Origin of the sequence: Pseudomonas sp. LS1212, assembly GCF_024741815.1 — a bacterium.
Classification (GTDB): Bacteria; Pseudomonadota; Gammaproteobacteria; order Pseudomonadales; family Pseudomonadaceae; genus Aquipseudomonas.
Genome location: NZ_CP102951.1, coordinates 2,971,420 through 2,993,850, shown reverse-complemented (window position 1 = coordinate 2,993,850; position 22,431 = coordinate 2,971,420). Strand labels below are relative to the sequence as shown.

Sequence of the window (22,431 nt, the reverse complement as noted above, 5' to 3'; positions counted from 1 at the left end):
ACGCACAAACGTGGGAGCAAAGGGGAATTGCCGGAGAGGGTTAATCGCTTGCTCACTGCTGCAATACGCTAGCCTGGTTGCGCGTCCCTGTTTGTTGAATGGTCGCGTTCATGTTATGGCCACTCTGGTCGACATTGGCCTGGTTAGCCGAGCCACCTTGAGTGATGTAGGCCATGTTGACCCCGTCGGTTTGTTTGATCGATGCCAGGTTGGTATCGCCATAGAGCTGGTAGGTATAGCTTTGGTTGCCGCTACCGGACTGCTCGAGCTCGACGATGTTACCTGTCCCGCTGCTGGTGCCCGAGCCGAGGTTTTCCGTACCGCGCTGGTCGGCGACCAGGATGTTATCGGTGCCATTTTGCTCGAAGTACAATTCGTTGTAGGCATCAGACTGGCTCACGCTGGCCTGGTTGCCATAGCCGGACTGGCTCAGTTGAGTGTGCTGGGAAATGTCTTTCTGGGTCAGGTTGGCGGTGTTACCCGTGCCGTCCTGGTAAATCTCGGCGCGCTGATTGCTGCCGAACTGACCGCCATGCTGCGGACCTTGCCAGTCGCTGGCGTAGACCTTGTTGTCATCGCCAACCGAAGACACCACCAGGCTTTGGTTTTCGCCGGTCTGATAGGTCAGTGCCAGGTTGCCCTGGCCGTCCTGGAACAGGTTGGTGGTCGAATTGTTCGACTCGAATTGATCGGCGTAGATGGCGTTGCCGCCACCTATTTGCAGGATCGTGGTCAGGTTGCTTTCGCCAAAGCTCTGGTCGGCCACCGTTTCGTTGCTGTCGCCACTTTGGGTGATGCCGGCCCGGCTACCCACTTGCGAGTCTTGCCAGACTTCGACGGAGTTGAGCATACCGTCCTGGATCACGTTGACATTGCCGCCAATGCCTTCGCCCTGTTCGGCGTAGGCCCAGTTGCCATCGCCGTTCTGGTTGATCTCGATCTGGCCGTTGAGGTAGTTCAGATGTTCGGCGGCGGCGAACTGCCCCATACCGGTTTGAATCACCAGCGCGTTGTTGTTCGAGCCGCTGAACAACTGCTCGATATTGGCCTCGTTGTTACTGCCCGACTGATACGTCGTGGCCTGCGCGCCAATCTGGCTTTCCTGGATGATAAAAGAGAAGTTGCCTTCGCCTAGTTGTTGTTGCAGGGCCTGGTTATCGTAGCCCGTCGATTGGCTGGCGTGGGTGCCGTTGAAACTACCGTTCTGTTTTTGCACGATGGCCCCGGTACTTTCATAGAGCTGATCGGCGTAACCGGCGTTCTGGGTACCCTCCTGGGTCTGTTCGATGGGGTTGTTGGTCACCTGCTGCACTGCGGCGGCATCGTTACCGTCGCCCCTTTGGGTCTGAATCGTGCTGGCCTGGCTGGCGTCGATCTGGTACACATTGGCAATGTTCACGTTACCGGACTGGTCCTGGGTCGAGACGCTGTCATCAGCCAGTGTCTGGGTGCTGGCCAGTATCAGCACGGCGGCAGCGAGGGGGGTGAGCTTGAACATGGTATTGCCTCCTGGTAATTCGCTTTTGCTTGCGTGGTACTGATTAGGTCAATGGCAGTGATCAGGTCAGTGGTATTGGCGAATTTCGACACGCTGGCCATTGCCGTTCTGGCTGACACTGCTCCGCAGGCCGGCACCGTTCTGTTCGATGCTGGCGCTGTTGCTGTTTCCGTTCTGGTCTATCTGTGCACGGTTGTTCGATCCGTTCTGGCTGATGTAGGCCTGGTTGCCATAGCCTTGTTGATTGATCAGTGCGATCTGGTCGATGCCTTGTTGCAGGATCCAGGCTTCCTGGGCGCTACCGGCCTGGACGATCTGCCCGAGCAAGGACTGGCCGTTCTGGTTCAGCGTCGCCAGGTTGGCTTCACCGCTTTGGCTGATCAGTGCCTGTTGGCCATTTGGCGTCGCCATCAAGAACACTGCCTGTGGCTCGCCCAGGTCGTTACCCGGTGCGATATCGAAGTTCTCCATCAGGTCATTGGCCCGCAGTGCCTGGCTGCCCAGGCACAACGGCAAGGCCAGGCCGAGGATCAGTTGCCGGAGCGAAGTACGAGATTGGCCGGGCATGTCGAAGTCCTTTCGGGTTCAAGTCAAGAAACCTTCAACGGCTGACCCCGCCTCCGCTGAGGGAGGCGGGGTGGGTCGCTACTGGGCCACCACCGGGAAGCTGATCGTGCTGCCCGCCGATGATCGGGCGGTGGCCGTTGGGTTCGCGCCCGGCACGATGCTGTTGGTGACCACCAACCGCCAGCGGCCGGTCAGTGCTACGGACGCTGTGCCCAGGGTCACCAGACCGGTCGGGGTAGCGACCTGAACGGTGATGGTGTTGCCCAGGATGATCCCGGAGGCCCCGGATATATCCCAGGTGAAGCGCCCACCTACGCGGGCCTGGACTATGGCCGCGGTGACCCTGAGGTTCTCCAGGTTGATCACCGGCGATACTTGCACGGTGACCGTCGCTGGAGCCGAGAGGGCGCCCCGGCTATCGCGGGCCTGATAGGTGAAGCTCGCGCTGATGGCGTTGACCAGCGACGCTGGCGGCGTGTAGGTCACCGTCGTGCCGTTGGTGGTGACACTGCCCTGGCCGGCGGCAGGCTGAGTCAGGTTGACCACGGTCAGCGGCGTGTTGCCCTCCGGATCGGTATCGTTGGCCAGCACGCTCAGGGTGATCGGAGCGGTCTGGGTCGCACCGGTGTCATTGCCGGCAACAGGCGCCTGGTTGACGGGAACCGTCACATTCACGGCGACCGTTGCCGGAGCCGAGAGAGCGCCCAGGCTATCCCTGGCCTGGTAGGTGAAGGTCGCGGTAGTGGGGTTGAGCAGCCCCGCAGGTGGTGTGTAGGTGACCGTCGTGCCGTTGGTAGTGACGCTGCCCTGGCCTGCGGCAGGCTGGGTCAGGTTGACCACGGTCAGCGGCGTGTTGTTGTCGGGGTCGGTGTCGTTGGCCAGTACGCTCAGGGTGACCGGAGCGGTCTGCGTTGCACCGGTGTCATTGCCGGCAACAGGGGCCTGGTTGGCGGCAGCCGTGACAGTGACAGTCACAGTGGTGGGCTCGGACTTCGCTCCCTCGGAATCGACGGCGCGGTAGGTGAACGTTGTTACCAACGGCCCGTTGACGACTGCCGGCGGCGTGTAGATCACCGCAGTAGTGCCACTGAGTGCTACGGTGCCTTGCCCGGCGGCAGGCTGGGTGAGGTCCGCTACTGTCAGCGGGGTATTGCTTTCAGGGTCGGTGTCGTTGGCCAGTACGTTGACAGTCACCGGAACACCGGGGCCGGTCGTGGCACTGTCTGCCATGGCACGCGGCGCGCCGTTCTGAGCTTCTGTCGGGGCCCTGCCGACCACGGTGACCAGCTCGCTGTCGGCACCGCCGGCGGCCGATTTGACGGTGATGCTGGCCGGTGGCTGAGCCAGGTCGGTCACGATCAGCTGTTGCAGGGTTCCGGACTTGGCCAGGCGGCCGAAGCCTTGGGCAACCAGGTCGGGAATCGCGACCTCATCGCTGGACGTCGCTTCGATGGTCAACCGGTGATTGCTCCAGTCATACCTTGCGGTCTGGACCTTGACGACGTCGGTGAGTTTGCTCGAATGCGAGGTCGGCTTGGTGGTGCCGGTGGGGTTGCTGGCAGTGACCACCACGAACGGCGGTACGGCACCGGTGGGCGAATGGTGAGCAAAATACAGCCCGTTGTTGTCGCTCAGCATCGTGATCTGGCAGGGCGATGGCGGCGTGCCCGGCAGCAATGCCAGGGTATCGCGATAGCACAGCGAAGAGCTGTTCGGCGCCTTGGCGAAGACTTCCACCTGGGTGCCGGCGCTGGTGCGTCGATACGTGCTGCGGTCGAGATCCAGAGGTGTCTGGATACGGTTGTCGAAGACCTTGCCGGTAATGGTGAAGAGGTTGGTCTGGATGGTCCCGGCCGGGCCCTGGATGCGCACGAAGTTGGTCCCATTGGGGCTACCGGTGACCGCTTCGGTCAGGTTCGGGTCGCCGACGAAGGTTTCGCTGACGCCGGTGTCCGGGTTGATCTCGGTGTAGGGGCCGTTGACGCTCTGCAGGAAGGGCCCGATGTTGCCGTTCAACGCGCCGCTGAAGTTGCCCGGTGCACCGATGCCGATGTCGCGGGTCATGTTGATCGCGCGGCGCCCGGTGGTGGTGACATCGATGGTTTCAATGCCGTACGGGTGGGTAATGGTGTAGGTGCCGGTGCGGGGTACGCTGGCGCGAATGCGGATCCGGGCGAAAGTGACTTGATCGCCATCCACCGGGGCCTCCGAGGAGAACGCGGCCTCGACGGCGGCCACGTAGGCCTCCAGTTCATAACCACTGGTGCCGACCTGCGGGATATCGGCCCCGGCCGTGAACCAGAACAGCTCCCCTGGCCAGTTGTCCGGGAACACCATGGGCTGGGTATCGTCGTACCCCGGTTCTGCGCCCAGCAGGCACATATAGGCGGGGGTGACACCGGCAACCGCCCGCGAGCTGACGGCCCGGGTTTGGCAGAGTTCGAGTTTCTTCTCGCTGTGGTCCTGGTACCACATCGGGAAACGACCGCTGGCGACCGTGTAGGGGCCGGGGTCGACGGCAGCAAGACCGGCATGTGCCGTCCCCGCCATCGAGAGGGTTAGCCCAATGGCGCTGAGCGCCAGGCGTGGCCATTTGTTCATGATGCCTCCGGATTCGAGATCAGGTAGAGGACGCGGTCAAGGAACGATGACCACTTCTTCGGTATCGCTACCGCCATTGGCCGAGATCACCTGGACCTTGGCCGGGGGGATCGGCGAGATCCCGGTTGTCAGCGTTTTCGTTGCGCCTTCGCCGCCGAGTGCACCAATGGCCGTGCCGTTGCCGGTCATGGCCGTCAAGGTGGGTGGCGAAGTCTCGTCACTGGTCGAGGCCGCCAGCGACAGCTGCCCGGAGGCCAGGCTGTACTCGGCGCGCTGGATAGTCACCAGATCGACCAGTGGCACTGTCTGGGTGGTCGGCGTACTGGTGGAAACGGCCGGCTGGTTGTCGGCGGTCAGTTGCAGATTGACCGGCAGTGTCGGGTTGAGGGCGGACTGGCCGTACCAATTGCCGGTGGCGTTGGATTCGATCATTGCCACGGTCTGGTTGTCGCTGACAAAGCGCGCAGTGGCCGGCGGTGGCGGGGCCTGCATGAAGACATCTTGCTGAGCGACCACGCCGCCATCGCCGGTATGCCGTGAATAGGTGCTGCGCTGGGTGATCATTGGCGTTGGCCGCACGACCTTGGAAAGCTTGCCCGACAGGGCGAACAGGGTGGTGCGCAGGTCCAGGCCGCCAGGGCCTTCGATACGGACGAAGTTTGTATTGAAGGGGCTGCCGGTGGCCGGCTCTGGCAGGTTCGGGTCGCCGATGAAGGTGTCGGCGGCGCCGGTCTCCGGGTTGATTTCGCTATAGGGCCCGTTGACGCTGCGCAGGAAGGGGCCGATATCGCCACGCAAGGCGCCGTCATAGGTTTTCGGCACGCCGACACCGATGTCGCGGGTCATGTTGATCGCGCGGTTGCCGTCGGTGCCGAAGTCGGCGTCCGTCACGGTGAACACGTCGACGCCATAGGGGTGGGTCACGGTGTAGACCCCGGGGCTGGGGACATCCACCCGAATCCGGACACGGGCGAAGCTCATCTGGTCGCCCTCAACCGGAAGTTCGGCGGCGAACGCCGCTTCGATGGCGGTCACGTAGGTCAGGTTTATGCCGCTGGCAACATCGACAATGGCCGCGTTGCCAGCGAACCAGAAGGCTTCGTCGGGGAAGTTGCTGGGGAAAATGACGGGCTGGGTGTCATCGAACACGCCCGGTTCCGGCAACAGCTGGCACATGTATGAGGGAGCGCCTGGGGTGCTTGGCACTCGTGAACTAAGGTTCTTGGACAGGCAAAGATCGAGCGTTCGACCATGGCTGTCCTGATACCAGGCGGCAAAAGAGCCGTTCTGTGGCAGGTAGGGGCCAGGGTCGACAGCGTAAAGGGCCGCCAGGGCCGAACCCTGGACGGCCGTCGTGAGTAAAAGCAGTGAAGCTGTGTGGGACAGTGTGTGGTGCATGAGTCTTCCCTCTTGCAATGAACCAGACCCGTGGGATGGAGCGTTGCAGAGGCTTGGGCAAGTTCCGTACCAAGCAGCGCAAATGCCCGTGGGACAAGGCCTGTGCAGGATTTTCAGAGCGTTGCGAGAAGAGCGGGGGAGCCCCAGGTTTGGGGCTTTTGGGGGAGGATGGGTAGGCGTGGGTATCAGCTATGCTGAGTGCTGGCTCGGTGGTACCGGCCAATTACTATCACTTACTGATTAGTCATGACTAATGATTCAGGCAACCTGAAAAGTCTGGGCTATACCAAAGAGAAAAGCGCCGGGGGAATTCGTTCATGCAGATGGTCGAGCGCAAGGATGCACTGTCGGGGGCATCGGCTGAAAAGGCGATGAAAGCCTCCAGGCCGCAATTCAATCTGCTGCGCTGGTTCTCGCTGGTCAGCCTGGGCATCATCGCCTCGGTGGCGGTGGGGCTGGGACTCATCACCACCCGTTTTTTGGTGAACGAAAGCGTAGAACGTGATGCCTTGCTGACTGCGCAGTTCATTCACGCCCTGGGCGCGGCGGAGGTTCGTCACGTCGAAATTTCCAACGTGCGGACCATGGGCGAGTTGCTCGATCCACGCCAGGACATGAACTTTCCCGACGTCATGCCCGAAGCCCGCGCCCGTGCCCGAGATGAGTTTCTCGACCATATCCTGCACCTGCCCGATGTACTGCTGGCCAATATCTATGCGCCCGACCATGTGATCATCTGGTCGAGCAACCCGGCGCTGATCGGCCAGCGCATCGCAGGCGACGAAGACCTTGAGAACGCGTTCAGAACCAGGCAACGCGTTTCCTCCAGCTACCACAAGGTCTCCGAAGAACGAATGGAGCAGAAGTTTCCCAAGCCTCCCGAATTCCTGTTCATCGAGAATTACATCCCGCTGTTCGATGCCGATGAACAGACCGTGACGGCCATGGTCGAGATCTACAAGGAGCCCAAGGACCTGATCGCCCGGATCGATCGCGGCTTCGTGCTGATCTGGCTGGCCACGGCCTTCGGCGGTGGCCTGATTTATTTCGGCCTGTACTGGATCGTGCGACGGGCTGCCGGCCTGCTCGAATCGCAGCAGCGGCAACTGATCACCAACGAAACCTTTGTCGCCCTGGGCGAGATGTCGTCGGCGGTGGCGCACAGCCTGCGCAACCCGCTGGCCTCGATCCGATCGAGCGCCGAGCTGGCCCAGGAGGTGGCCGGCGAGCCTGCACAAAAGAACATCGAAGACATCATCAGCCAGGTCGACCGCATGTCCAAATGGGTACGTGAGTTGTTGCAGTCACTGCGCCCCTTGAGCGAAGAATCGGAGGAGGTCAACCTGGTCGCGACGGTGCAGGACAGCCTCCATGCCTATGCGCTGCAGATCAAGCGATCGAACGTGCGGGTCGAATACGAGCCGCAGCCGATGCCGCCGGTAGTCAGCCAGCAGGTGCAACTCACGCAGATTCTCAATAGCCTGCTGGGCAATGCACTGGAGGCGATGCCCAACGGTGGGGTACTGAAAATCGAGCTCGAACCCGAACCTGCGAACGGCGTCTTGCGCATGTTTCTGACCGACAGCGGCAAAGGCATGACCCGGCAACAGGAACAGATGGTGTTCAAGCCGTTCTTCACCACCAAGCAGGGTGGCCTGGGGGTAGGCCTGATGCTGGTCAAACGAATAATGGAGCGTTTCGGCGGCGCCGTCAGCCTGAGCAGCCGCGAAGCGGAAGGAACCCGCGTGAACCTGGTTTTTAGAATTGCAGCGGGAGGGGAACATGGAGCACAGCATTCTGGTCGTTGAGGATGACGAACTTCTTGCCGATAACATCAAGACCTACCTGGAACGCAGGGATTTCGAAGCCCTGGTTTGCCATTCGGCCGAAGAGGCCCTGGAGTTGCTCAAGACGTGCCAGCCGGATGTCGTCCTCACCGACAACTCCTTGCCGGGCATGAGCGGGCACGAACTGATCAAGCACCTGAGCAGCACGGCGCCTGCGCTCAAACTGATCATGATGACCGGTTACGGCAATGTTGAAGATGCAGTCATGGCGATGAAAGAGGGGGCCTTCCATTACCTGACCAAGCCGGTGGCCCTGCCAGAGCTCAAGTTGTTGCTGGACAAGGCCCTGGAGACCGAGCGCATGGAGCGTGCACTGTCGTTCTATCAGGAACGCGAAGCGCACAATTCCGGGATCAAGGCGCTGATCGGCGAGTCCCCGGCGATGCGCTCGATGAAAGACATGATCCATCAGTTGCTCGATGCCGAACGGCGGATGGACAACAGCGACCTGCCTCCGGTCCTGATCGAAGGGGAAACCGGGACCGGCAAGGAGCTGGTCGCCCGGGCCCTGCATTTCGACGGGCCACGCAGCAAGGAACCCTTTGTCGAATTCAACTGCGCTTCGATACCGGCCAACCTGATCGAGGCCGAACTGTTCGGCCACGAAAAAGGCGCCTTCACCGATGCCAAGGAGCGTCGGGTAGGCCTGGTCGAAGCGGCTGATGGCGGGACCCTGTTTCTCGACGAAGTCGGTGAAATGGACCTGTTGCTGCAAGCCAAGCTGCTCAAGCTGCTGGAAGACCGGACCATCCGCCGGGTTGGTTCGGTGAAGGAGCGCAGGGTCGACCTGCGCATCATCAGCGCCACCAACTGCAACCTGGAACAGATGGTCCAGCAGGGCAAGTTTCGGCGTGACCTGTTCTTTCGCCTGAGGATCATTTCGATCAAGGTGCCGCGCCTGCATCAGCGCGGCGAAGATGTGCTGTTGCTGGCCAGGCATTTTCTCGCCAGGCACGGCAAGCGCTATGGCAAGCCGAACCTGCGGTTCAGCGCACAGGCCCAATCGCTGCTGATGAGTTACAGCTGGCCGGGGAATGTGCGCGAACTGCGCAACATGCTCGAGCAAACCGTGCTGCTGGCGCCGAATCCGCTCATCGAACCGGGCCAGCTTAATGTGTGCATGAGCCTGGTCGATGAACCGCCACTGCAGGTGCGCATGAACCACGCGTACGTGGCACCTGTCGAGCATGCCGATGATGAGGAACTGCCACACGGCGAGAGCGACCGGGTGCGCAGCATGCTCGACAAGACCGACTGGAACGTGACCAAGTCGGCGCGGTTGCTGGGCTTGACCCGTGACATGCTGCGGTATCGGATCGAGAAGCTGGGGTTGACCCGGCCTGACAAGCGGCATTGGTAGCCTGGGCAACATCGCGGGCAGGCCCGCTCCCACAGGTGGTACTCAGGACTTGTGGGAGCGGGCTTGCCCGCGATCGACCGCAAAGCGGTCGCTCACATCCGCGACGCTGATATGGTTTTATGAAGGCAATCTGAATCTGTTATGCAATACACATCGCGAGCATAGTCGCAGGCCTCTTGAACTGCCCCGGCCAGAGGGCAGCCAGCAAGCACTGACGAGGCCCCGACCATGTATCACTATGACGAGTATGACCGCGCGCTGGTCCATGAGCGCGTCGCGCAGTTTCGCGACCAGGTGCAGCGCTTTATGGGCGGTGAGCTGAGCGAGGAAGAGTTCCTGCCCCTGCGCCTGCAAAATGGCCTGTACCTGCAAAAGCACGCCTACATGCTGCGCGTGGCCATCCCCTACGGCACGCTGGGCGCCAATCAGTTGCGCACCCTGGCGCGCATCGCCCGGGAATTCGACCGTGGCTATGGGCACTTCACCACCCGCCAGAATATTCAGTTCAACTGGATCGAACTGGCCCAGGTCCCGGACATCCTCGCGGTCCTGGCCGAGGTCGAGATGCATGCGATCCAGACCTCCGGCAACTGCGTGCGCAACATCACCACCGAAGCCTTCGCCGGCGTCGCTGCCGACGAACTGATGGACCCGCGCCCACTGGCAGAAATCCTGCGCCAGTGGTCGACCATCAACCCGGAATTCCTGTTCCTGCCGCGCAAGTTCAAGATCGCCATCTGTTCGGCCGAACAGGACCGGGCGGCGATCATGATGCACGACATCGGCCTGTACCTGTACCGGGGCCAGGACGGCGAGATGCTGTTGCGGGTCATGGTCGGCGGTGGCCTGGGCCGCACGCCGATTCTCGGCTTGCAGATCCGCGAAGGCTTGCCGTGGCAGCACCTGCTGTCGTACGTCGAAGCCATCCTGCGGGTTTACAACCGCCATGGCCGGCGCGACAACAAATACAAGGCGCGTATCAAGATCCTGGTCAAGGCACTGGGGATCGAGGCCTTCGCCCACGAAGTCGAGCAGGAGTGGCAGCACATCAAGGACGGCCCGGCGCAACTGACCGAGGCTGAATACCAGCGGGTCGCCGACGCATTCGTACCGCCGCGCTACCAGACACTGGCCGACACCGACCTGGAGTTCGGTACGCACCTGGCCATGGACGCCGCCTTCGCCCGTTGGGTCGCGCGCAATGTTCAGCCGCACAAGGTGCCAGGCTATGCCAGCGTGGTGCTTTCGACCAAGCCCGGGCCGGCCTCGCCGCCAGGTGACCTCACCGATGTCCAGATGGAAGCCGTCGCCGATTGGTCGCAGCGGTTCGGCTTCGGTGAGATCCGCATCGCCCACGAGCAGAACCTGATCCTGCCGGATGTGCCCAAGCGTGATCTGCATGCCTTGTGGTCCCTGGCGTGCGAGCAAGGCCTGGGCACCGCCAATATCGGCCTGCTGACCGACATCATTGCCTGTCCGGGCGGTGATTTCTGTGCGCTGGCCAATGCCACGTCGATCCCGATCGCCCAGGCCATTCAACAGCGTTTCGAGGACCTGGACTACCTGCACGATCTGGGGGCGATCAGCCTGAACATCTCCGGCTGCATCAACGCCTGCGGCCATCACCATATCGGCAATATCGGCATACTTGGCGTCGACAAGAATGGCAGCGAGTGGTACCAGGTCACGCTCGGCGGTGCGCAGGGCAAGGACAGCGCACTGGGCAAGGTGATCGGGCCGTCGTTCAGCGCCGCGCAAATTCCCGAGGTGATCGAACAGATCGTCGAAACCTTCGTTGCCTATCGCGAAAGCGAGGAGCTGTTCGTCGATACCGTCCAACGCATCGGCCTTGAGCCGTTCAAGGAGCGGATCTATGCCAAGGCCGTGGAGGTGGCGGTATGAACAATCTGATTCGGTTGCTCGATGGCCAGGCCCGGGTCGTGCCTGACGACCCGTGGACACTGGTTCGCGAGGCCTCGGGCGAGCTACCACAAGCGCGCTTGATACTCCCGCTGGCGCACTGGCGGGAAGGTCATGGCGTCTGGTTGAGCCCGGACGACGAGGCGGAAAGCCTCGAACCCAGGCTCGCCGAGCTGCCACTGATCGCGGTGGATTTTCCCAGTTTTCGCGACGGCCGCGGCTACAGCCAGGCCTACCTGCTGCGCACCCGGCTGGGCTGGAAAGGCGAGCTGCGGGCCATTGGCGATGTGTTGCGCGACCAGTTGAGCCATATGCGTCAATGCGGCTTTGACAGCTTTGCCGTTCGCGAAGACAAGTCGGCCGAGGATGCGCTCAAGGGCCTGGCGGGGATGAGCGTGTTGTACGGGCGTTCGGTGATTGAGCCCAGGCCGTTGTTTCGGCGGCGTTGATGCGGTAGGCCAGGCGCTTGCCTCGTGGCGCCTGGGCCTCATCGCTGGCAAGCCAGCTCCCACAGAGGACCGTGGTGCACGCATTACCCTTGTGGGAGCTGGCTTGCCAGCGATAGCTTCACCGCGGTACTTCGGACAGACCGCGTCGTTTGCATCGCTGGCAAGGCTAGGCGCCCCCGCCGCTTCTACAGAAAGCCGATGTGTCAATGTGATGATGCATCGTGAGTCGATGAGCGTACCGCCAATCGGGACGCAGTCTGCGCGTCCACCGGCAAGGTGAAGCGCAAGGTCGCACCGCGTCCCGGATTGTCCACCAGGCAGATCCTGCTGCCGTGCAGTTGCAGGATCCGGTGCACGATACGCAAGCCCAACCCCCCGTCACGACGTGCGCCGCCGATGTTGAACGGGCGCAGGAACAGGCCTTCGCGCAGTTCAGCGGCAATGCCGGGGCCGCTGTCGCTCACCGTCACTTCGACGAACGAGCCTCGCGCCGCAAGAGCGACTTCCACGTCACCGGCGACCTGCGTATGACGCAGCGCATTGTCCAGCAGGTTGGTCAGGACGCGTTCGACCAACCCCAGGTCGGCGCACACCGCCGGGACACCGGGGGCGAAGCTGGCCTTGAGTTCCACCTGCCGCGCATCGGCGCTCAGTTCGAATTTCTGGAAAACGTCCTGTACCAGATCGGTCAAGGAAAACTGCTCCAGCACCGGCTGGACAAAACCATGTTCCAGGCGCACCAGCTCCAGCAAGGACTGCGCCAGCCCGCTGACCTTGCGGCTCTGATCGAGGGCAATGCCCAGGTAGCGGCGGCGCTCGTCCGGGGTCAGGGTGGCATCCTTGAGCGAGAGCGTTTCGAGGTAACCATGCAGCGACGCCAGCGGCGTACGCAGATCATGGGAGATATTGGCCACCAGCTCCCGGCGCTCCTGATCCTGGTGGGTCAGAGAGCGCCACTGTTCGCCGAGACGGGTTTGCATCTGTCCAAAGGCGGCGTCGAGCATGGCGATTTCATCGTGGCTGGCAGCCTTGTCCGCGACAGGTGTGCTGGGCGGGGCGACCGGCGCGCCGTCGATGTCGAACTGACGCACCCGCTCGGTCAGCCGACGCAAGGGTCGGGTGATCAGGGCAAACGCCGTGAGGCCGGCGACCAGGCACAACAACGCGACCAGGCCGATCGACCACAACGCCGTCTTCAACGCCGCGCTGGTGGCGCCGCGCTCGGCAAACACGTCGTGTTCCTCGCTGAGCAACACTACATAGAGGTAGCCAGCCTGTCGACCATTGACCCGCAAGGGCGCAGCACTGAATACCTTGCGCCCGTCGACGCTGCGAGGGTCGTCGCCGAGGATCGGCAGGGCTTCGCCATCGAGCAGGCGACGTATGGGGGCCAGATCGACCTGCTCGCGACGCAGGCGCCCGGCCGGAGCGGCATTGCCGACAATCCGCCCATTGGCATCGAGCAGGTAGACCTCGACACTCGGGTTGACCAACATCAACTGACTGAACAATTGGCGCAAGGCGTCCGGCTTCAGGCCATTGGCGTCCATCAGTTGCGTAGCACGGGCGATGTGCCCGGCCAGGTCACGGGACAGCCCTTGCACCACCTCCAGCTCGTGCATGCGGCTGGCGCGTACTTGCATCCAGACCGAGGTGCCGCTGCACACCAGCAACAGCAGGGCGAATACCAGTGAAAGGCGGTGGGTGAGGGTCAGTCTCACGGCTGTTCCTCCGGGCTTGCGAACTTGTAGCCGCGCCCCCACACGGTGAGGATTCGTACCGGTTGCGCCGGGTCAGGCTCGATCTTGGCCCGCAGACGGTTGATGTGAGTGTTGACCGTGTGCTCGTAGCCTTCGTGGCTGTAGCCCCACACGGCGTTGAGCAGGTCCATGCGCGAGAACACCTTGCCCGGTTGACGGGCGAAGAAATACAGCAGGTCGAATTCACGCGGCGTGAGGTCCAGGCGGCGGCCGTCGAGTGACGCCAAGCGCGTCAGCGGGTCAAGGAACAGGCCGCTGGCGTTCAGGCTGCCGGCGTCCATTTTCAGGCAGCGGGCCATCGCATCGACCCGGCGCAACAGCGCCTTGACTCGCGCGACCAGCTCCAGCATCGAGAACGGCTTGGTCAGATAGTCATCGGCCCCCAGTTCCAGGCCCAGAATCCGGTGCATTTCGCTCGAACGTGCACTGATGATGATGATGGGTGTGTAGCGGGCCATGGCCCGGGCCCGGCGGCAGATTTCCAGCCCGTCGACGCCGGGCAGCATCAGGTCGAGGATCAGGGCATCCCAGCCGCCTTGCTCCAGCAGACGCAGCCCTTGATTGCCATCGGCACTGTGTACCACCTCCAGGTGCTCGTCGCGAAGGTGGAGCATGATCAGGTCGGCGATGTGTTTATCGTCCTCGACCACCAGGACTCGCTTGGGTTGATCCATCGAATCTCATCCTATAAAGCCAGGCCTTGCGCGTTGCCATCATTGTGCGGGTTTTCTGCGCGCCGAGTTATCACGAATTGTTTAACTTGGCGTGAGGATTTCGCGATCAGCAAAAGCCTAGGCTTTCTCCATACCCCTTTGGGCAATTGTTGGAGAGAGCCATGATTTCCAGACGACAGATCCTTGTTGCCGGCACCAGCCTGGGGGCCGCTGCGGTGGTCGTCGGTCTGCTGCCGCGTTTCGCCGCAAGCGCCAAGGTTGTCGGCACCCAAGGCACGGGCGAAGTGTTCGAAGTCACCCACAGCGACGTTGAGTGGAAGACCCTGCTGGGCCCGGACCGGTATGAAATTCTCCGTCGGGAAGGCACCGAACGTCCCTACAGCAGCCCGCTGAACGACGAACACCGAGAAGGGACCTTCGTCTGCGCCGGTTGTGCGTTGCCGCTGTTTTCATCGAGCACCAAGTTCGACAGCCACACCGGCTGGCCGAGCTTCTGGCAACCCCTGGACAACGCCGTGGCGACCCGTACCGACACCTCGTTCGGCATGGCGCGCGAGGAAGTCCATTGCCGCCGTTGCGGCGGTCACCTGGGGCATGTCTTCAACGATGGCCCGAAACCGACCGGCCTGCGTTACTGCATGAATGGCTTGTCGCTTGAATTCCAGCCACGGGTGGCATGACCGGAGGTCGATCGTATGTGGCTTCTGATTCTGGCTTACCTGGGCGGTGTCCTGACGATTGTCAGCCCGTGCATTGTGCCGGTATTGCCCTTTGTCTTCGCGCGCACCGGCCAGCCGTTCTGGCGCAGCGGCGCGCCACTGTTGGTGGGGATGGCGCTGACCTTTGCGCTCGTGGCCACCCTGGCGGCGGTGGGCGGCGGCTGGGTGGTGCAGCTCAATCAATATGGCCGCTGGCTGGCGTTGCTGCTCATGGCGCTGTTCGGGCTGGCGCTGTTGCTGCCAGCCCTGGCCGAGCGCCTGACCCATCCGCTGGTGAGAGCCGGCAATCGCCTGTCGCAAGCGGCGGGTGCAGATGCCCGGCCGCGCCCCGGTACTTCTGTGTTGATCGGCGTCGCCACGGGCTTGCTCTGGGCACCCTGCGCAGGTCCCATTCTGGGGCTGCTGTTGACCGGCGCGGCGCTGCAAGGGGCAAGCGTCGGTACCAGCCTGCTGTTGCTGGCCTATGCCGCGGGTGCCGCTACTTCTCTGGCCCTGGCGTTGTTGCTCGGTGGCAAGGTCTTTACCGCGATGAAACGTTCGCTCGGGGCCGGCGAGTGGATGCGACGGGGCCTGGGCGCGGCCATGCTGGCCGGGGTTGCCGCGATTGCGCTGGGTCTGGATACCGGTATTCTGGCACGGGTCTCGACGGCCTCCACCGGTGGGCTTGAACAGGCGCTGGTCGGCCGTCTCGCCGGGAAGGCGCCGGCCAGCAGCGCGATGATGGCGGGGCCGGCCATGATGGCCTCGGGTACGGCGATGAAAATCGACCGGTCGGCCACAGCGCTGCCCATCGAAGGCAACCTGCCGTCCCTCGACGGCGCGGTACAATGGCTCAACTCACCACCGCTGACCGTTCAGGCCTTGAAGGGCAAAGTTGTGTTGGTGGATTTCTGGACCTACTCCTGCATCAACTGCCTGCGCAGCCTGCCGTACGTCAAGGCCTGGGCCGAGAAGTATCGAGACCAGGGCCTGGTGGTAATCGGTGTGCACGCCCCCGAATTCGCCTTCGAAAAGGACCTGGGCAATGTCACCAAGGCCATGCGCGACCTGGGTATCGACTACCCGGTGGCCGTCGATAACGATTTCCGGATCTGGCGCGCCTTCGGCAATCAATACTGGCCGGCGCATTATTTTGCCGATGCCCGCGGTCGCATCCGCTACCACCATTTTGGCGAGGGTAACTATGCCGAATCGGAGCGTGTCATTCAGCAGCTGTTGCGCGAGGCAGGGGCCTCGCAGGTCGCCGGAGGCCTGATCGGTGCCAGGGGGCAGGGCGTCCAGAAAGCGCCGGACATGGCCGCCGTACGGTCGCCGGAAACCTACCTCGGTTACCAGCGGGCCGAGCACTTCGTGCCGGCCGCCAGCCTGGCGCCTGACCGAATCGCCTCCTACAGTGTGCCGCAGCAGCTCGCGCTCAACGACTGGGGCTTGCAGGGCACGTGGCAGGTCGGCGCCGAACAGGCCCGCCTGGTAGCCCCGACCGGTCGTATCGTTTACCGCTTCCATGCCCGCGACCTGCACCTGGTGCTGGGCCCGGGGGCCGACGGCAAGCCGGTGCGTTTCAAGGTCACGCTCGATGGCCAGGCCCCTGGCGATGCCCATGGTACCGACGTGGCCCCCGATGGCAGCGGCAGCGTGACCGAGCAGCGGCTTTACCAATTGGTGCGCCAGCCAGGCGCTGTGAAGGAGCGAACCTTCAGCATCGAATTTCTCGACCCGGGGGTATCGGCATATGCCTTCACGTTCGGTTGAAGGCATGGCCAATGCGATATGTCATCTCAAGATTTCAGGAGTCAGCACCATGAAAGTCCCTTGCATACGCGGTTTGCTCCTTGGGCTGCTGGCCCTGGCCTTCGCCGGGCAAAGCAGCGCGTGGTCCTTGGGCGCGGCCAAGGATGCAGTCGCCATTGCCCCACCGGCCCTGGACGCGCCTGCCGGCAAGGCCGGCGACGAAACAGCAGTGCTGGCCGGCGGCTGCTTCTGGGGTGTGCAAGGCGTGTTTCAGCACGTCAAAGGCGTCAAGCGGGCGGTCTCGGGGTACGCCGGCGGAAGCGCCAGCACCGCCGACTATGAGCGGGTCAGCAACGGCGACACCGGGCATGCCGAGTCCGTCGAAGTCACCTTCGATCCAGCGCAAGTGAGCTACGGCACGTTGTTGCAGATTTTCTTCTCGGTCGCTCACAACCCGACCGAACTGAACCGCCAGGGCCCCGACGTCGGCACCCAGTACCGCTCGGCCATTTTTCCGGCCAACAGCGAACAGCAGCGTATTGCCCAGGCCTACATCGCCCAACTTGACGCGGCCCGATCGTTCAACAAACCCATCGCTACCCGCCTTGAAACCTTCAACGGCTTTTACCCGGCCGAGAGCTATCACCAGGATTTCCTGACGGAACACCCGAGTCATCCCTACATCGTCATCAATGATTTGCCCAAGATTGCGCAGCTCAAGCAGCTCTTTCCAGAGCGTTATCGGGAGGCGCCGGTGTTGGTGAAGGCAGAGCAGTAATTTCAAGATCGCCGGTGGAGCCCTGCGGGGCTCCAGCGCAGCCTGGCGGCAGCGGCTACGCCGTCCGGGGTACGCCGAACCGATGTAGCCGCTGCCGCAGGCTGTCGCAGTGGCGCACCAGCTAAAGTCCGCAGGACTTTCATGCGATCCAGAGTCCCGTGTCCGTCTCAGTCGGGCGCCTGCAGCTGAATCTGCGTGCCATTGCCATAGCCACTGAAGCGCAGCGAGTAAATGCCCTCGGGTAACCCGGTCACCTTCACCGCAGGGCCTGCCTCGCTGCCTGCGCTCCACGTCGAGCGTTGAACCATGCGCCCGTTGCTGTCCACCAGTTCGACCTGAAGTGCATTGCCGCGCGTCACGTCGATCGGAATCTCCATGTCGCCGCCACGGAACCGGAAGTAATGCTGCAGCGGAGAAACCAGATCGGGGCGCCGGTAATCGGGGTCCAGGATGAGCTCGTCACGCCCGCTGAGTACGCCGACGTCGCACATCGGGCAGTCAAGAATCTGCTCGAACACCGTAGGCGGTTCGGTCTGCCAGCAGTTCGGGTCGATGCTCTGGTAAAAGGCCGCCCTGATGTTGTAATCCAGGATCAGGCTCGGGAACGGCGAACTGACCTGCAGAACGAAGGTGCCCGATGTCCCCCCGAGCTTCAGATAACTGACGTTATGGCCCGATTGCACGGTGTTTGTACCGACCAGAATGCGCGCGTCGACCGGTGCCGAGAACGACAGCGCCACCCCGGAAGGGAAACATTCGCCGCCGACCATCGCGGTGTCGGGCAAGGTGATGCGGAAGTAATCGACATCGCCGACCCCGAACAGGCTCAGGTCGGCAATCGATAGCGTCGGGCGCCCGACGTTCGACCACTCGCCGGCCCCCACAGGCGTCGCTAGGCCACGGTCCTGGTCCGACCAGTTGTTGTCGCTGTCGAACACATCCTTGGATGAGCCGCTGGTGAAATTGAAGGACTGCAGGCGCAGCTGGTTGCCATGGCAGTCGTCGGCCAGGATAAAGCGTTCGCCAAACACCGGAATAGTGGCGCGCGCCGTATTGAATGTCTGATTGCCACGGTACGATGTCGGCGCGTTGGTGGTGAAGCAGTTGGGCAGCAGCGGGGCTTCCTTGATGATGGCGCCGGTGCCGGCATCGACGTAAAGGCGGCGTGAGCGGGCGACCGGCTCCACATAGGCATCGAAGCGCCAGGCCAGCACGCGTTCCAGCTCTGGCCCCTGGGGGGTGAACAGCAGCGTGCCGCGTGGCACATGGTTCGACGGTTCGGCTTTCAGTGCTTCGACGAGGCGCTCGCCGTCGTAATACGCGTCAGCGTGCAGGTGGTCGCGAGCGATGGCCCAGGCGCGTGCTTCGTCGATCGAAGGCTGCAGTACGCTGGGCGCGAAGCGCAAGGCCAGCTCACCGTTTGCCGAAAGTGCCCGGGTGCCTTTGGCATGCACCAGGAACTGCGCGCCTTCGACTTCGATACCCCGGTAATACTGCTGGTAGCGCAGGTGGGTCATGCCCAGTTCGTCGGTCTGCTCGGAGACGGGCCGCATTTTCGTGCCTTCGGCCAACTGCAGCGATGAACCGTAACGCGACATGAAGCTGCGGGCATCGACCTGGGCTTCAGGACGAAAGCGGATCCAGCCAGGCGAGGTGATGGGCGCTGCCACGTCGGTCAATTTGTCAGGCTTGGGTGTGCAGCCGGACATCGCTCCCACCAGCAGTGTGGTGATCAGCATGCCGACCGGGGCCGACGAACGGGCCGTTACCATATACCCTCCCATGAACCCTGATCCGCTGGCTCATCCAGTTCATACAGGGCGTCAAACCGAGCGGCCTTGATGCAATAGCCGTCCTGGCCTTGCTCATCGTTGAACACCAGGTAGTCACCTGCTTCGTAGTGTGAATGGCCTTCCTTGGTGCGAATGCTGCCGGCCTGCTTCGCGACTTCGGCCCACACCGGCGTGGTCTTGAGGTAGGCCCCCGGACGTAGCTGGCGGTAGGTTCTGCTGAACACGTCGGCGTCGACGGTGTAGGTTTCCCCGGCGTTGTTCACCAGCCAGTCACCCTGTTTGCAATGTTGTTCGGCGCCCCATTTGCGGTAGGCAAACCCCGGCGTGTCCAGGTCCAGCCGGACGGCGGTGACGTATTGTTCGGGCTTGCGCTTGTAGCGTTGGCGTCGGCTCATTGGTCAGTCGCATTCTCTTGCGGTGGAGGGACACCGAGGATCTTGATGCCGTGCTGCTGCATCTGCAGTTCGGCCTTGACCTCGTTCAGCGGCTCGGACAGCGTAGGATATTTTTTGACCACATCATCGAGCTGGTTGTTGACGTTTTCGTAAGTCATAACCAACTGGCGGTTTGAATAGATGCCATAGCCCAGCCCTGCCAGCGTCACGCCGATCACCAAGGTGCCTACGGTCCATTTCCTGCGCGCCTCTTTGCGGCGGGCTTGTTCAAGGGCTTGCTCACGGGCACGATCGCGGGCCTGGCGGCTGGCATCGAGCAGCAGCATCACACGCGGCCAGCCATCACCATAGCGTACCGCCCAGGCCTGGTTGTGCCGGGGCAACCAGCGACTGCGCTCGTCGGTTATCGCCGGGGCAATCACGTTACTGGGGTCCTGCTCGAAACTTTCGGCTTCAACCAGCAGGCTGCGCCACACCAGACCATCCCGGAATTCGCGGATCAGCCAACCATCGGCTCGATCGGCAATCTTGTGCCAGCAGCGGATCAGCGCCTCGTGGCTGATATCGATGAGCTCGTCCATTTTCAATGGTGTGTCGCCGTGAGGGGTCAGAAAGGAGACGCCATCGGCACGGTAGGTGTCGATCACCCCGAGCAGGGCCTTTTCCGTGGCGCCGGTCACCGACAGCAGCTGTCTGAGTGTCCGCGGGCGGCGGATGGCCTGGCCATCGGCGTTCATATCGGTCAGTGCGCGAAACAGGTCTTCGACCACATGGCTGTCTGGCGAAAGGTAAGCCGTCTGTGCCTGGTGCAGCACATCGTCGGCATGGGCAGACAGCAGTCCGGCCAGGCGGCTCTCATGGTGATAATGCTCCAGCCCCAGGTGCCAGGCCGGATTGGCCAGCGGGTCCTGGTCAGGCGGCAGCCGCACGTTCTGGTTATACAGCAGCATCAAGCCGTGCTGAATCAGCGGCAGCTGGTCCTGACCGCCGCCGGCATCGTTGATCAGGCGTTCGGCTAGGGCGGGGCTGATATCGCCCTCATACAACCGGGCGGGCTCGCAGATGGCCCGCAAGAGATCGCTATGGTCCATGCGTGGCAACAAATACTGGGTGGCATTGACCACTTCGGCGAAGCCTGGGTAGTGCGCGCACGCGCCGAGGAACTCCGAGCGCATGGTCAGCACGACATATAACCCGGGGGGCGGATGGGCGTGCAACTCGATCAGGAACTGGGTCAGCAGTTGCGCCTCTTCCGGCCCATGGCGCCGGGCCTGCCCAAACAGCTCTTCAAGTTGATCGATCAGAATGCACAGGTTGTCGCCGGGGTTATCGCACAGCAACCGGGCAAGCTCTGCCGGTGCATCCTGGCCGAAATTGAGCAAACGTCGCAGGGTGATGACCCGCTCGTCATCCAGCGGTTCGCCGTCAAGCCCGGCCAACGCCTGGGCGATATTGAGCAAGGGGGTCTCGCGGGGCAGTGCCGTGCAGGTCCGCCAGCGCAAGCCGGCGCGGGCATTTTCCTGTTCCAGCCGTGGCAGCACCGCGGCGCGGATCAGGTAGCTTTTGCCACAGCCGGAGTCGCCATGCACGACCAGCAGATGTTTCTCGATGAGCGTCTTGACGATGGCGTCGGCCATGCGCTCGCGACCGAAAAAGATCGGCCACTCGTTTTTTTCAAAAGGCCGCAGGCCCGGGTAAGGACGCTGCGGCAGATCGACCTTGAACACATCCTCCAGTTGCGCGGCAAAGGTGTCGCTCATGTCTTGGGCTCCAGCTGTGCACTTTTTTCCAGCAGCCATTGCTGGACTTGCCCGGTCCAGTTCTCGAGGGTCCCGTCGATCCAGTCGGCCTGGACGATGCGTGCAGTGGCTGTGCGTACCGGCGTGGTGATGGCCGGCCCCACGGTATTGAGCAGGCCACAGGGCAGCAGACGATTGGAGCGCGAGCGCGCCGATTGCCGATCATGCTTGCCGACCACCACCAGGTCGGCATCCAGCGCCCGGCCATCGGCGGTACCCAGCAGCAACAGCGCATCGCACGAGCTGAGCATTTCCACCCGTTGTTCGCGCACTTCGTTGATTTTCTGCGGGTCGTCCTTGACGGCGTCAGGGCTGCCCGGGACCACGAGGTAACCACTGTCGGTGAGGGTAATGCCGGCTTTCTCCCACGCCAGGGCCTGATCGGCACGCCCGTGCAGATAGATCGATTGTCCACCTGCCTGAGCCAGTCGGGTGACTTCGGCTGCTGCGCGCAGACGCTCGTCGAGACGGATCTTGAGCGCTGTGAGCCTGGGGGCGAGTTGGCCGACGATCCCGAGCAGTTCCTTGCGGAAATCACTGCCGAAGGTCCCGGGTACTTCAGTCCAGCCCAGGGGCCGTATAGCGCCGCTGACCGAACTGTGGAAGGTGAAGCCCACCAGGGGGTGCCCGCGTGAGTCCGCCAACGACGCCGGCCACGGCTCGGGCTCGGTCGGCCAGATCTTGACCACCGCAATCCGTTCATCCAGCGGCAGGCCGAGCTGTTTCTGGTGCTCGCACCACCAATTGCGTTCTTCGGTGCACCAGGTCGAAGCCAGGTAGTCGGGGGACATCAGCACCACCAGCAGGGCCGAGTCGCTGATCTGGCGCCGCAACTGCTCGGTCAGGGGCGACATGGGGTCCACGCCCTGGCCGGGGCGATGGTCCCTGTCCAGAAAAATCCTCAGATCCAGGCGAAACTTGCGCTCCACGCGCAGTTCCTGTTCCAGCGCTTTGACAAAGGCTGCCGACCAGGGCTGCAGATAGGCCGCGCCGGCACCGTCATCGCCGTGGCTGTAGCTGACGAACAGGTCATGGGCGAAGGGAAGTCCCACATAAGCCATACAAATCCCCTTTGGGAGGGATCCAGTGACGGGGCGGGCGTGACCCCGGTGGTGGGCATTTTTGGGAAATGCACAGATTCA

Annotated in this window: 17 protein-coding genes; 7 read left to right on the top strand and 10 right to left on the bottom strand. The window is 62.7% G+C overall.

All coding sequences use genetic code 11. The annotated features are described in order from the left end of the window. Positions 1-52: 52 nt before the first annotated feature. The 4 genes from NVV94_RS13930 to NVV94_RS13915 all read right to left on the bottom strand — a co-directional run bounded on the left by NVV94_RS13930 (position 53) and on the right by NVV94_RS13915 (position 6,064). The gene (locus tag NVV94_RS13930) at positions 53-1,498 is read right to left on the bottom strand and encodes a curlin (protein WP_258442989.1); all 1,446 of its coding nucleotides are present in this window, start codon (positions 1,496-1,498) and stop codon (positions 53-55) included. 66 nt (positions 1,499-1,564) lie between these two features. Continuing rightward, positions 1,565-2,065 (bottom strand): curlin, encoded by a 501-nt coding sequence (locus NVV94_RS13925; protein WP_258442987.1) that lies wholly within the window; start codon positions 2,063-2,065, stop codon positions 1,565-1,567. Positions 2,066-2,143: 78 nt separating this feature from the next. Continuing rightward, entirely contained in the window at positions 2,144-4,666 is a 2,523-nt protein-coding gene (locus tag NVV94_RS13920) for an Ig-like domain-containing protein (protein ID WP_258442986.1), read from the bottom strand. Between the two features lie 36 nt (positions 4,667-4,702). Further along, on the bottom strand, positions 4,703-6,064 hold the full coding sequence (locus NVV94_RS13915; protein WP_258442985.1) for a hypothetical protein: 1,362 nt from the start codon (positions 6,062-6,064) through the stop codon (positions 4,703-4,705). A 317-nt stretch (positions 6,065-6,381) separates the two neighbouring features. Between NVV94_RS13915 and NVV94_RS13910 the strand changes: the two genes are divergently transcribed. The 4 genes from NVV94_RS13910 to NVV94_RS13895 all read left to right on the top strand — a co-directional run bounded on the left by NVV94_RS13910 (position 6,382) and on the right by NVV94_RS13895 (position 11,640). Continuing rightward, positions 6,382-7,872, top strand: a complete 1,491-nt coding sequence (locus NVV94_RS13910; RefSeq protein WP_258442983.1) for a HAMP domain-containing sensor histidine kinase — start codon at positions 6,382-6,384, stop codon at positions 7,870-7,872. Beyond that, positions 7,847-9,271 carry a sigma-54 dependent transcriptional regulator gene (locus NVV94_RS13905; RefSeq protein ID WP_258442982.1) on the top strand — a complete coding sequence of 475 codons (1,425 nt, stop codon included), beginning with the start codon at positions 7,847-7,849 and terminating at the stop codon, positions 9,269-9,271. Before NVV94_RS13910 ends, NVV94_RS13905 begins: the two co-directional genes overlap by 26 nt. A 228-nt stretch (positions 9,272-9,499) precedes the next feature. After that, the gene (locus NVV94_RS13900; protein WP_258442981.1) at positions 9,500-11,173 is read left to right on the top strand and encodes a nitrite/sulfite reductase; all 1,674 of its coding nucleotides are present in this window, start codon (positions 9,500-9,502) and stop codon (positions 11,171-11,173) included. Then, positions 11,170-11,640 carry a DUF934 domain-containing protein gene (locus tag NVV94_RS13895; RefSeq protein ID WP_258442979.1) on the top strand — a complete coding sequence of 157 codons (471 nt, stop codon included), beginning with the start codon at positions 11,170-11,172 and terminating at the stop codon, positions 11,638-11,640. The genes NVV94_RS13900 and NVV94_RS13895 overlap by 4 nt, the downstream gene beginning before the upstream one ends. Positions 11,641-11,843: 203 nt before the next feature. Here NVV94_RS13895 and NVV94_RS13890 read toward each other — a convergent pair whose 3' ends face one another. Both NVV94_RS13890 and NVV94_RS13885 read right to left on the bottom strand, forming a co-directional pair. Further along, positions 11,844-13,361, bottom strand: a complete 1,518-nt coding sequence (locus tag NVV94_RS13890; RefSeq protein WP_258442977.1) for a HAMP domain-containing sensor histidine kinase — start codon at positions 13,359-13,361, stop codon at positions 11,844-11,846. After that, positions 13,358-14,074, bottom strand: a complete 717-nt coding sequence (locus NVV94_RS13885; RefSeq protein WP_258442976.1) for a response regulator transcription factor — start codon at positions 14,072-14,074, stop codon at positions 13,358-13,360. The genes NVV94_RS13890 and NVV94_RS13885 overlap by 4 nt, the downstream gene beginning before the upstream one ends. Before the next feature lie 161 nt (positions 14,075-14,235). Here NVV94_RS13885 and msrB point away from each other — a divergent pair, with 161 nt between their 5' ends. Genes msrB through msrA form a run of 3 tightly spaced genes read left to right on the top strand, consistent with a single transcriptional unit; the run spans position 14,236 to position 17,302 of the window. Beyond that, positions 14,236-14,754: a peptide-methionine (R)-S-oxide reductase MsrB gene (gene msrB, locus NVV94_RS13880; protein ID WP_258442975.1), complete on the top strand. Its 519-nt coding sequence runs from the start codon at positions 14,236-14,238 to the stop codon at positions 14,752-14,754. A gap of 15 nt (positions 14,755-14,769) precedes the next feature. Continuing rightward, positions 14,770-16,545, top strand: a complete 1,776-nt coding sequence (locus tag NVV94_RS13875; RefSeq protein ID WP_258442974.1) for a cytochrome c biogenesis protein DipZ — start codon at positions 14,770-14,772, stop codon at positions 16,543-16,545. A 49-nt stretch (positions 16,546-16,594) separates the two neighbouring features. After that, positions 16,595-17,302, top strand: coding sequence for a peptide-methionine (S)-S-oxide reductase MsrA (gene msrA, locus NVV94_RS13870; protein WP_258442973.1), 708 nt, complete (start codon positions 16,595-16,597; stop codon positions 17,300-17,302). A 167-nt stretch (positions 17,303-17,469) separates the two neighbouring features. Here the strand turns inward: msrA and NVV94_RS13865 are convergent, their stop codons facing one another. Genes NVV94_RS13865 through NVV94_RS13850 form a run of 4 tightly spaced genes read right to left on the bottom strand, consistent with a single transcriptional unit; the run spans position 17,470 to position 22,350 of the window. Beyond that, positions 17,470-19,074 (bottom strand): hypothetical protein, encoded by a 1,605-nt coding sequence (locus NVV94_RS13865; RefSeq protein WP_258442972.1) that lies wholly within the window; start codon positions 19,072-19,074, stop codon positions 17,470-17,472. Next, positions 19,068-19,490 carry a hypothetical protein gene (locus tag NVV94_RS13860; RefSeq protein ID WP_258442971.1) on the bottom strand — a complete coding sequence of 141 codons (423 nt, stop codon included), beginning with the start codon at positions 19,488-19,490 and terminating at the stop codon, positions 19,068-19,070. Before NVV94_RS13860 ends, NVV94_RS13865 begins: the two co-directional genes overlap by 7 nt. Next, positions 19,487-21,250 carry an ATP-binding protein gene (locus tag NVV94_RS13855; protein WP_258442970.1) on the bottom strand — a complete coding sequence of 588 codons (1,764 nt, stop codon included), beginning with the start codon at positions 21,248-21,250 and terminating at the stop codon, positions 19,487-19,489. The genes NVV94_RS13860 and NVV94_RS13855 overlap by 4 nt, the downstream gene beginning before the upstream one ends. Continuing rightward, complete coding sequence (locus NVV94_RS13850) at positions 21,247-22,350, bottom strand: toll/interleukin-1 receptor domain-containing protein (RefSeq protein WP_258442969.1); 1,104 nt, start codon at positions 22,348-22,350, stop codon at positions 21,247-21,249. Before NVV94_RS13850 ends, NVV94_RS13855 begins: the two co-directional genes overlap by 4 nt. Between the last annotated feature and the right edge of the window lie 81 nt (positions 22,351-22,431).

What these genes read in the sequence shown, in the direction of transcription:
- NVV94_RS13855 (WP_258442970.1), bottom strand. Translation starts at nt 21,250, where the DNA reads ATGAGCGACACCTTTGCCGCGCAACTGGAGGATGTGTTCAAGGTCGAT.
- NVV94_RS13925 (WP_258442987.1), bottom strand. Translation starts at nt 2,065, where the DNA reads ATGCCCGGCCAATCTCGTACTTCGCTCCGGCAACTGATCCTCGGCCTG.
- msrB (WP_258442975.1), top strand. Translation starts at nt 14,236, where the DNA reads ATGATTTCCAGACGACAGATCCTTGTTGCCGGCACCAGCCTGGGGGCC.
- NVV94_RS13915 (WP_258442985.1), bottom strand. Translation starts at nt 6,064, where the DNA reads ATGCACCACACACTGTCCCACACAGCTTCACTGCTTTTACTCACGACG.
- NVV94_RS13860 (WP_258442971.1), bottom strand. Translation starts at nt 19,490, where the DNA reads ATGAGCCGACGCCAACGCTACAAGCGCAAGCCCGAACAATACGTCACC.
- msrA (WP_258442973.1), top strand. Translation starts at nt 16,595, where the DNA reads ATGAAAGTCCCTTGCATACGCGGTTTGCTCCTTGGGCTGCTGGCCCTG.
- NVV94_RS13905 (WP_258442982.1), top strand. Translation starts at nt 7,847, where the DNA reads ATGGAGCACAGCATTCTGGTCGTTGAGGATGACGAACTTCTTGCCGAT.
- NVV94_RS13895 (WP_258442979.1), top strand. Translation starts at nt 11,170, where the DNA reads ATGAACAATCTGATTCGGTTGCTCGATGGCCAGGCCCGGGTCGTGCCT.
- NVV94_RS13875 (WP_258442974.1), top strand. Translation starts at nt 14,770, where the DNA reads ATGTGGCTTCTGATTCTGGCTTACCTGGGCGGTGTCCTGACGATTGTC.
- NVV94_RS13920 (WP_258442986.1), bottom strand. Translation starts at nt 4,666, where the DNA reads ATGAACAAATGGCCACGCCTGGCGCTCAGCGCCATTGGGCTAACCCTC.
- NVV94_RS13865 (WP_258442972.1), bottom strand. Translation starts at nt 19,074, where the DNA reads ATGGTAACGGCCCGTTCGTCGGCCCCGGTCGGCATGCTGATCACCACA.
- NVV94_RS13885 (WP_258442976.1), bottom strand. Translation starts at nt 14,074, where the DNA reads ATGGATCAACCCAAGCGAGTCCTGGTGGTCGAGGACGATAAACACATC.
- NVV94_RS13910 (WP_258442983.1), top strand. Translation starts at nt 6,382, where the DNA reads ATGCAGATGGTCGAGCGCAAGGATGCACTGTCGGGGGCATCGGCTGAA.
- NVV94_RS13850 (WP_258442969.1), bottom strand. Translation starts at nt 22,350, where the DNA reads ATGGCTTATGTGGGACTTCCCTTCGCCCATGACCTGTTCGTCAGCTAC.
- NVV94_RS13930 (WP_258442989.1), bottom strand. Translation starts at nt 1,498, where the DNA reads ATGTTCAAGCTCACCCCCCTCGCTGCCGCCGTGCTGATACTGGCCAGC.
- NVV94_RS13900 (WP_258442981.1), top strand. Translation starts at nt 9,500, where the DNA reads ATGTATCACTATGACGAGTATGACCGCGCGCTGGTCCATGAGCGCGTC.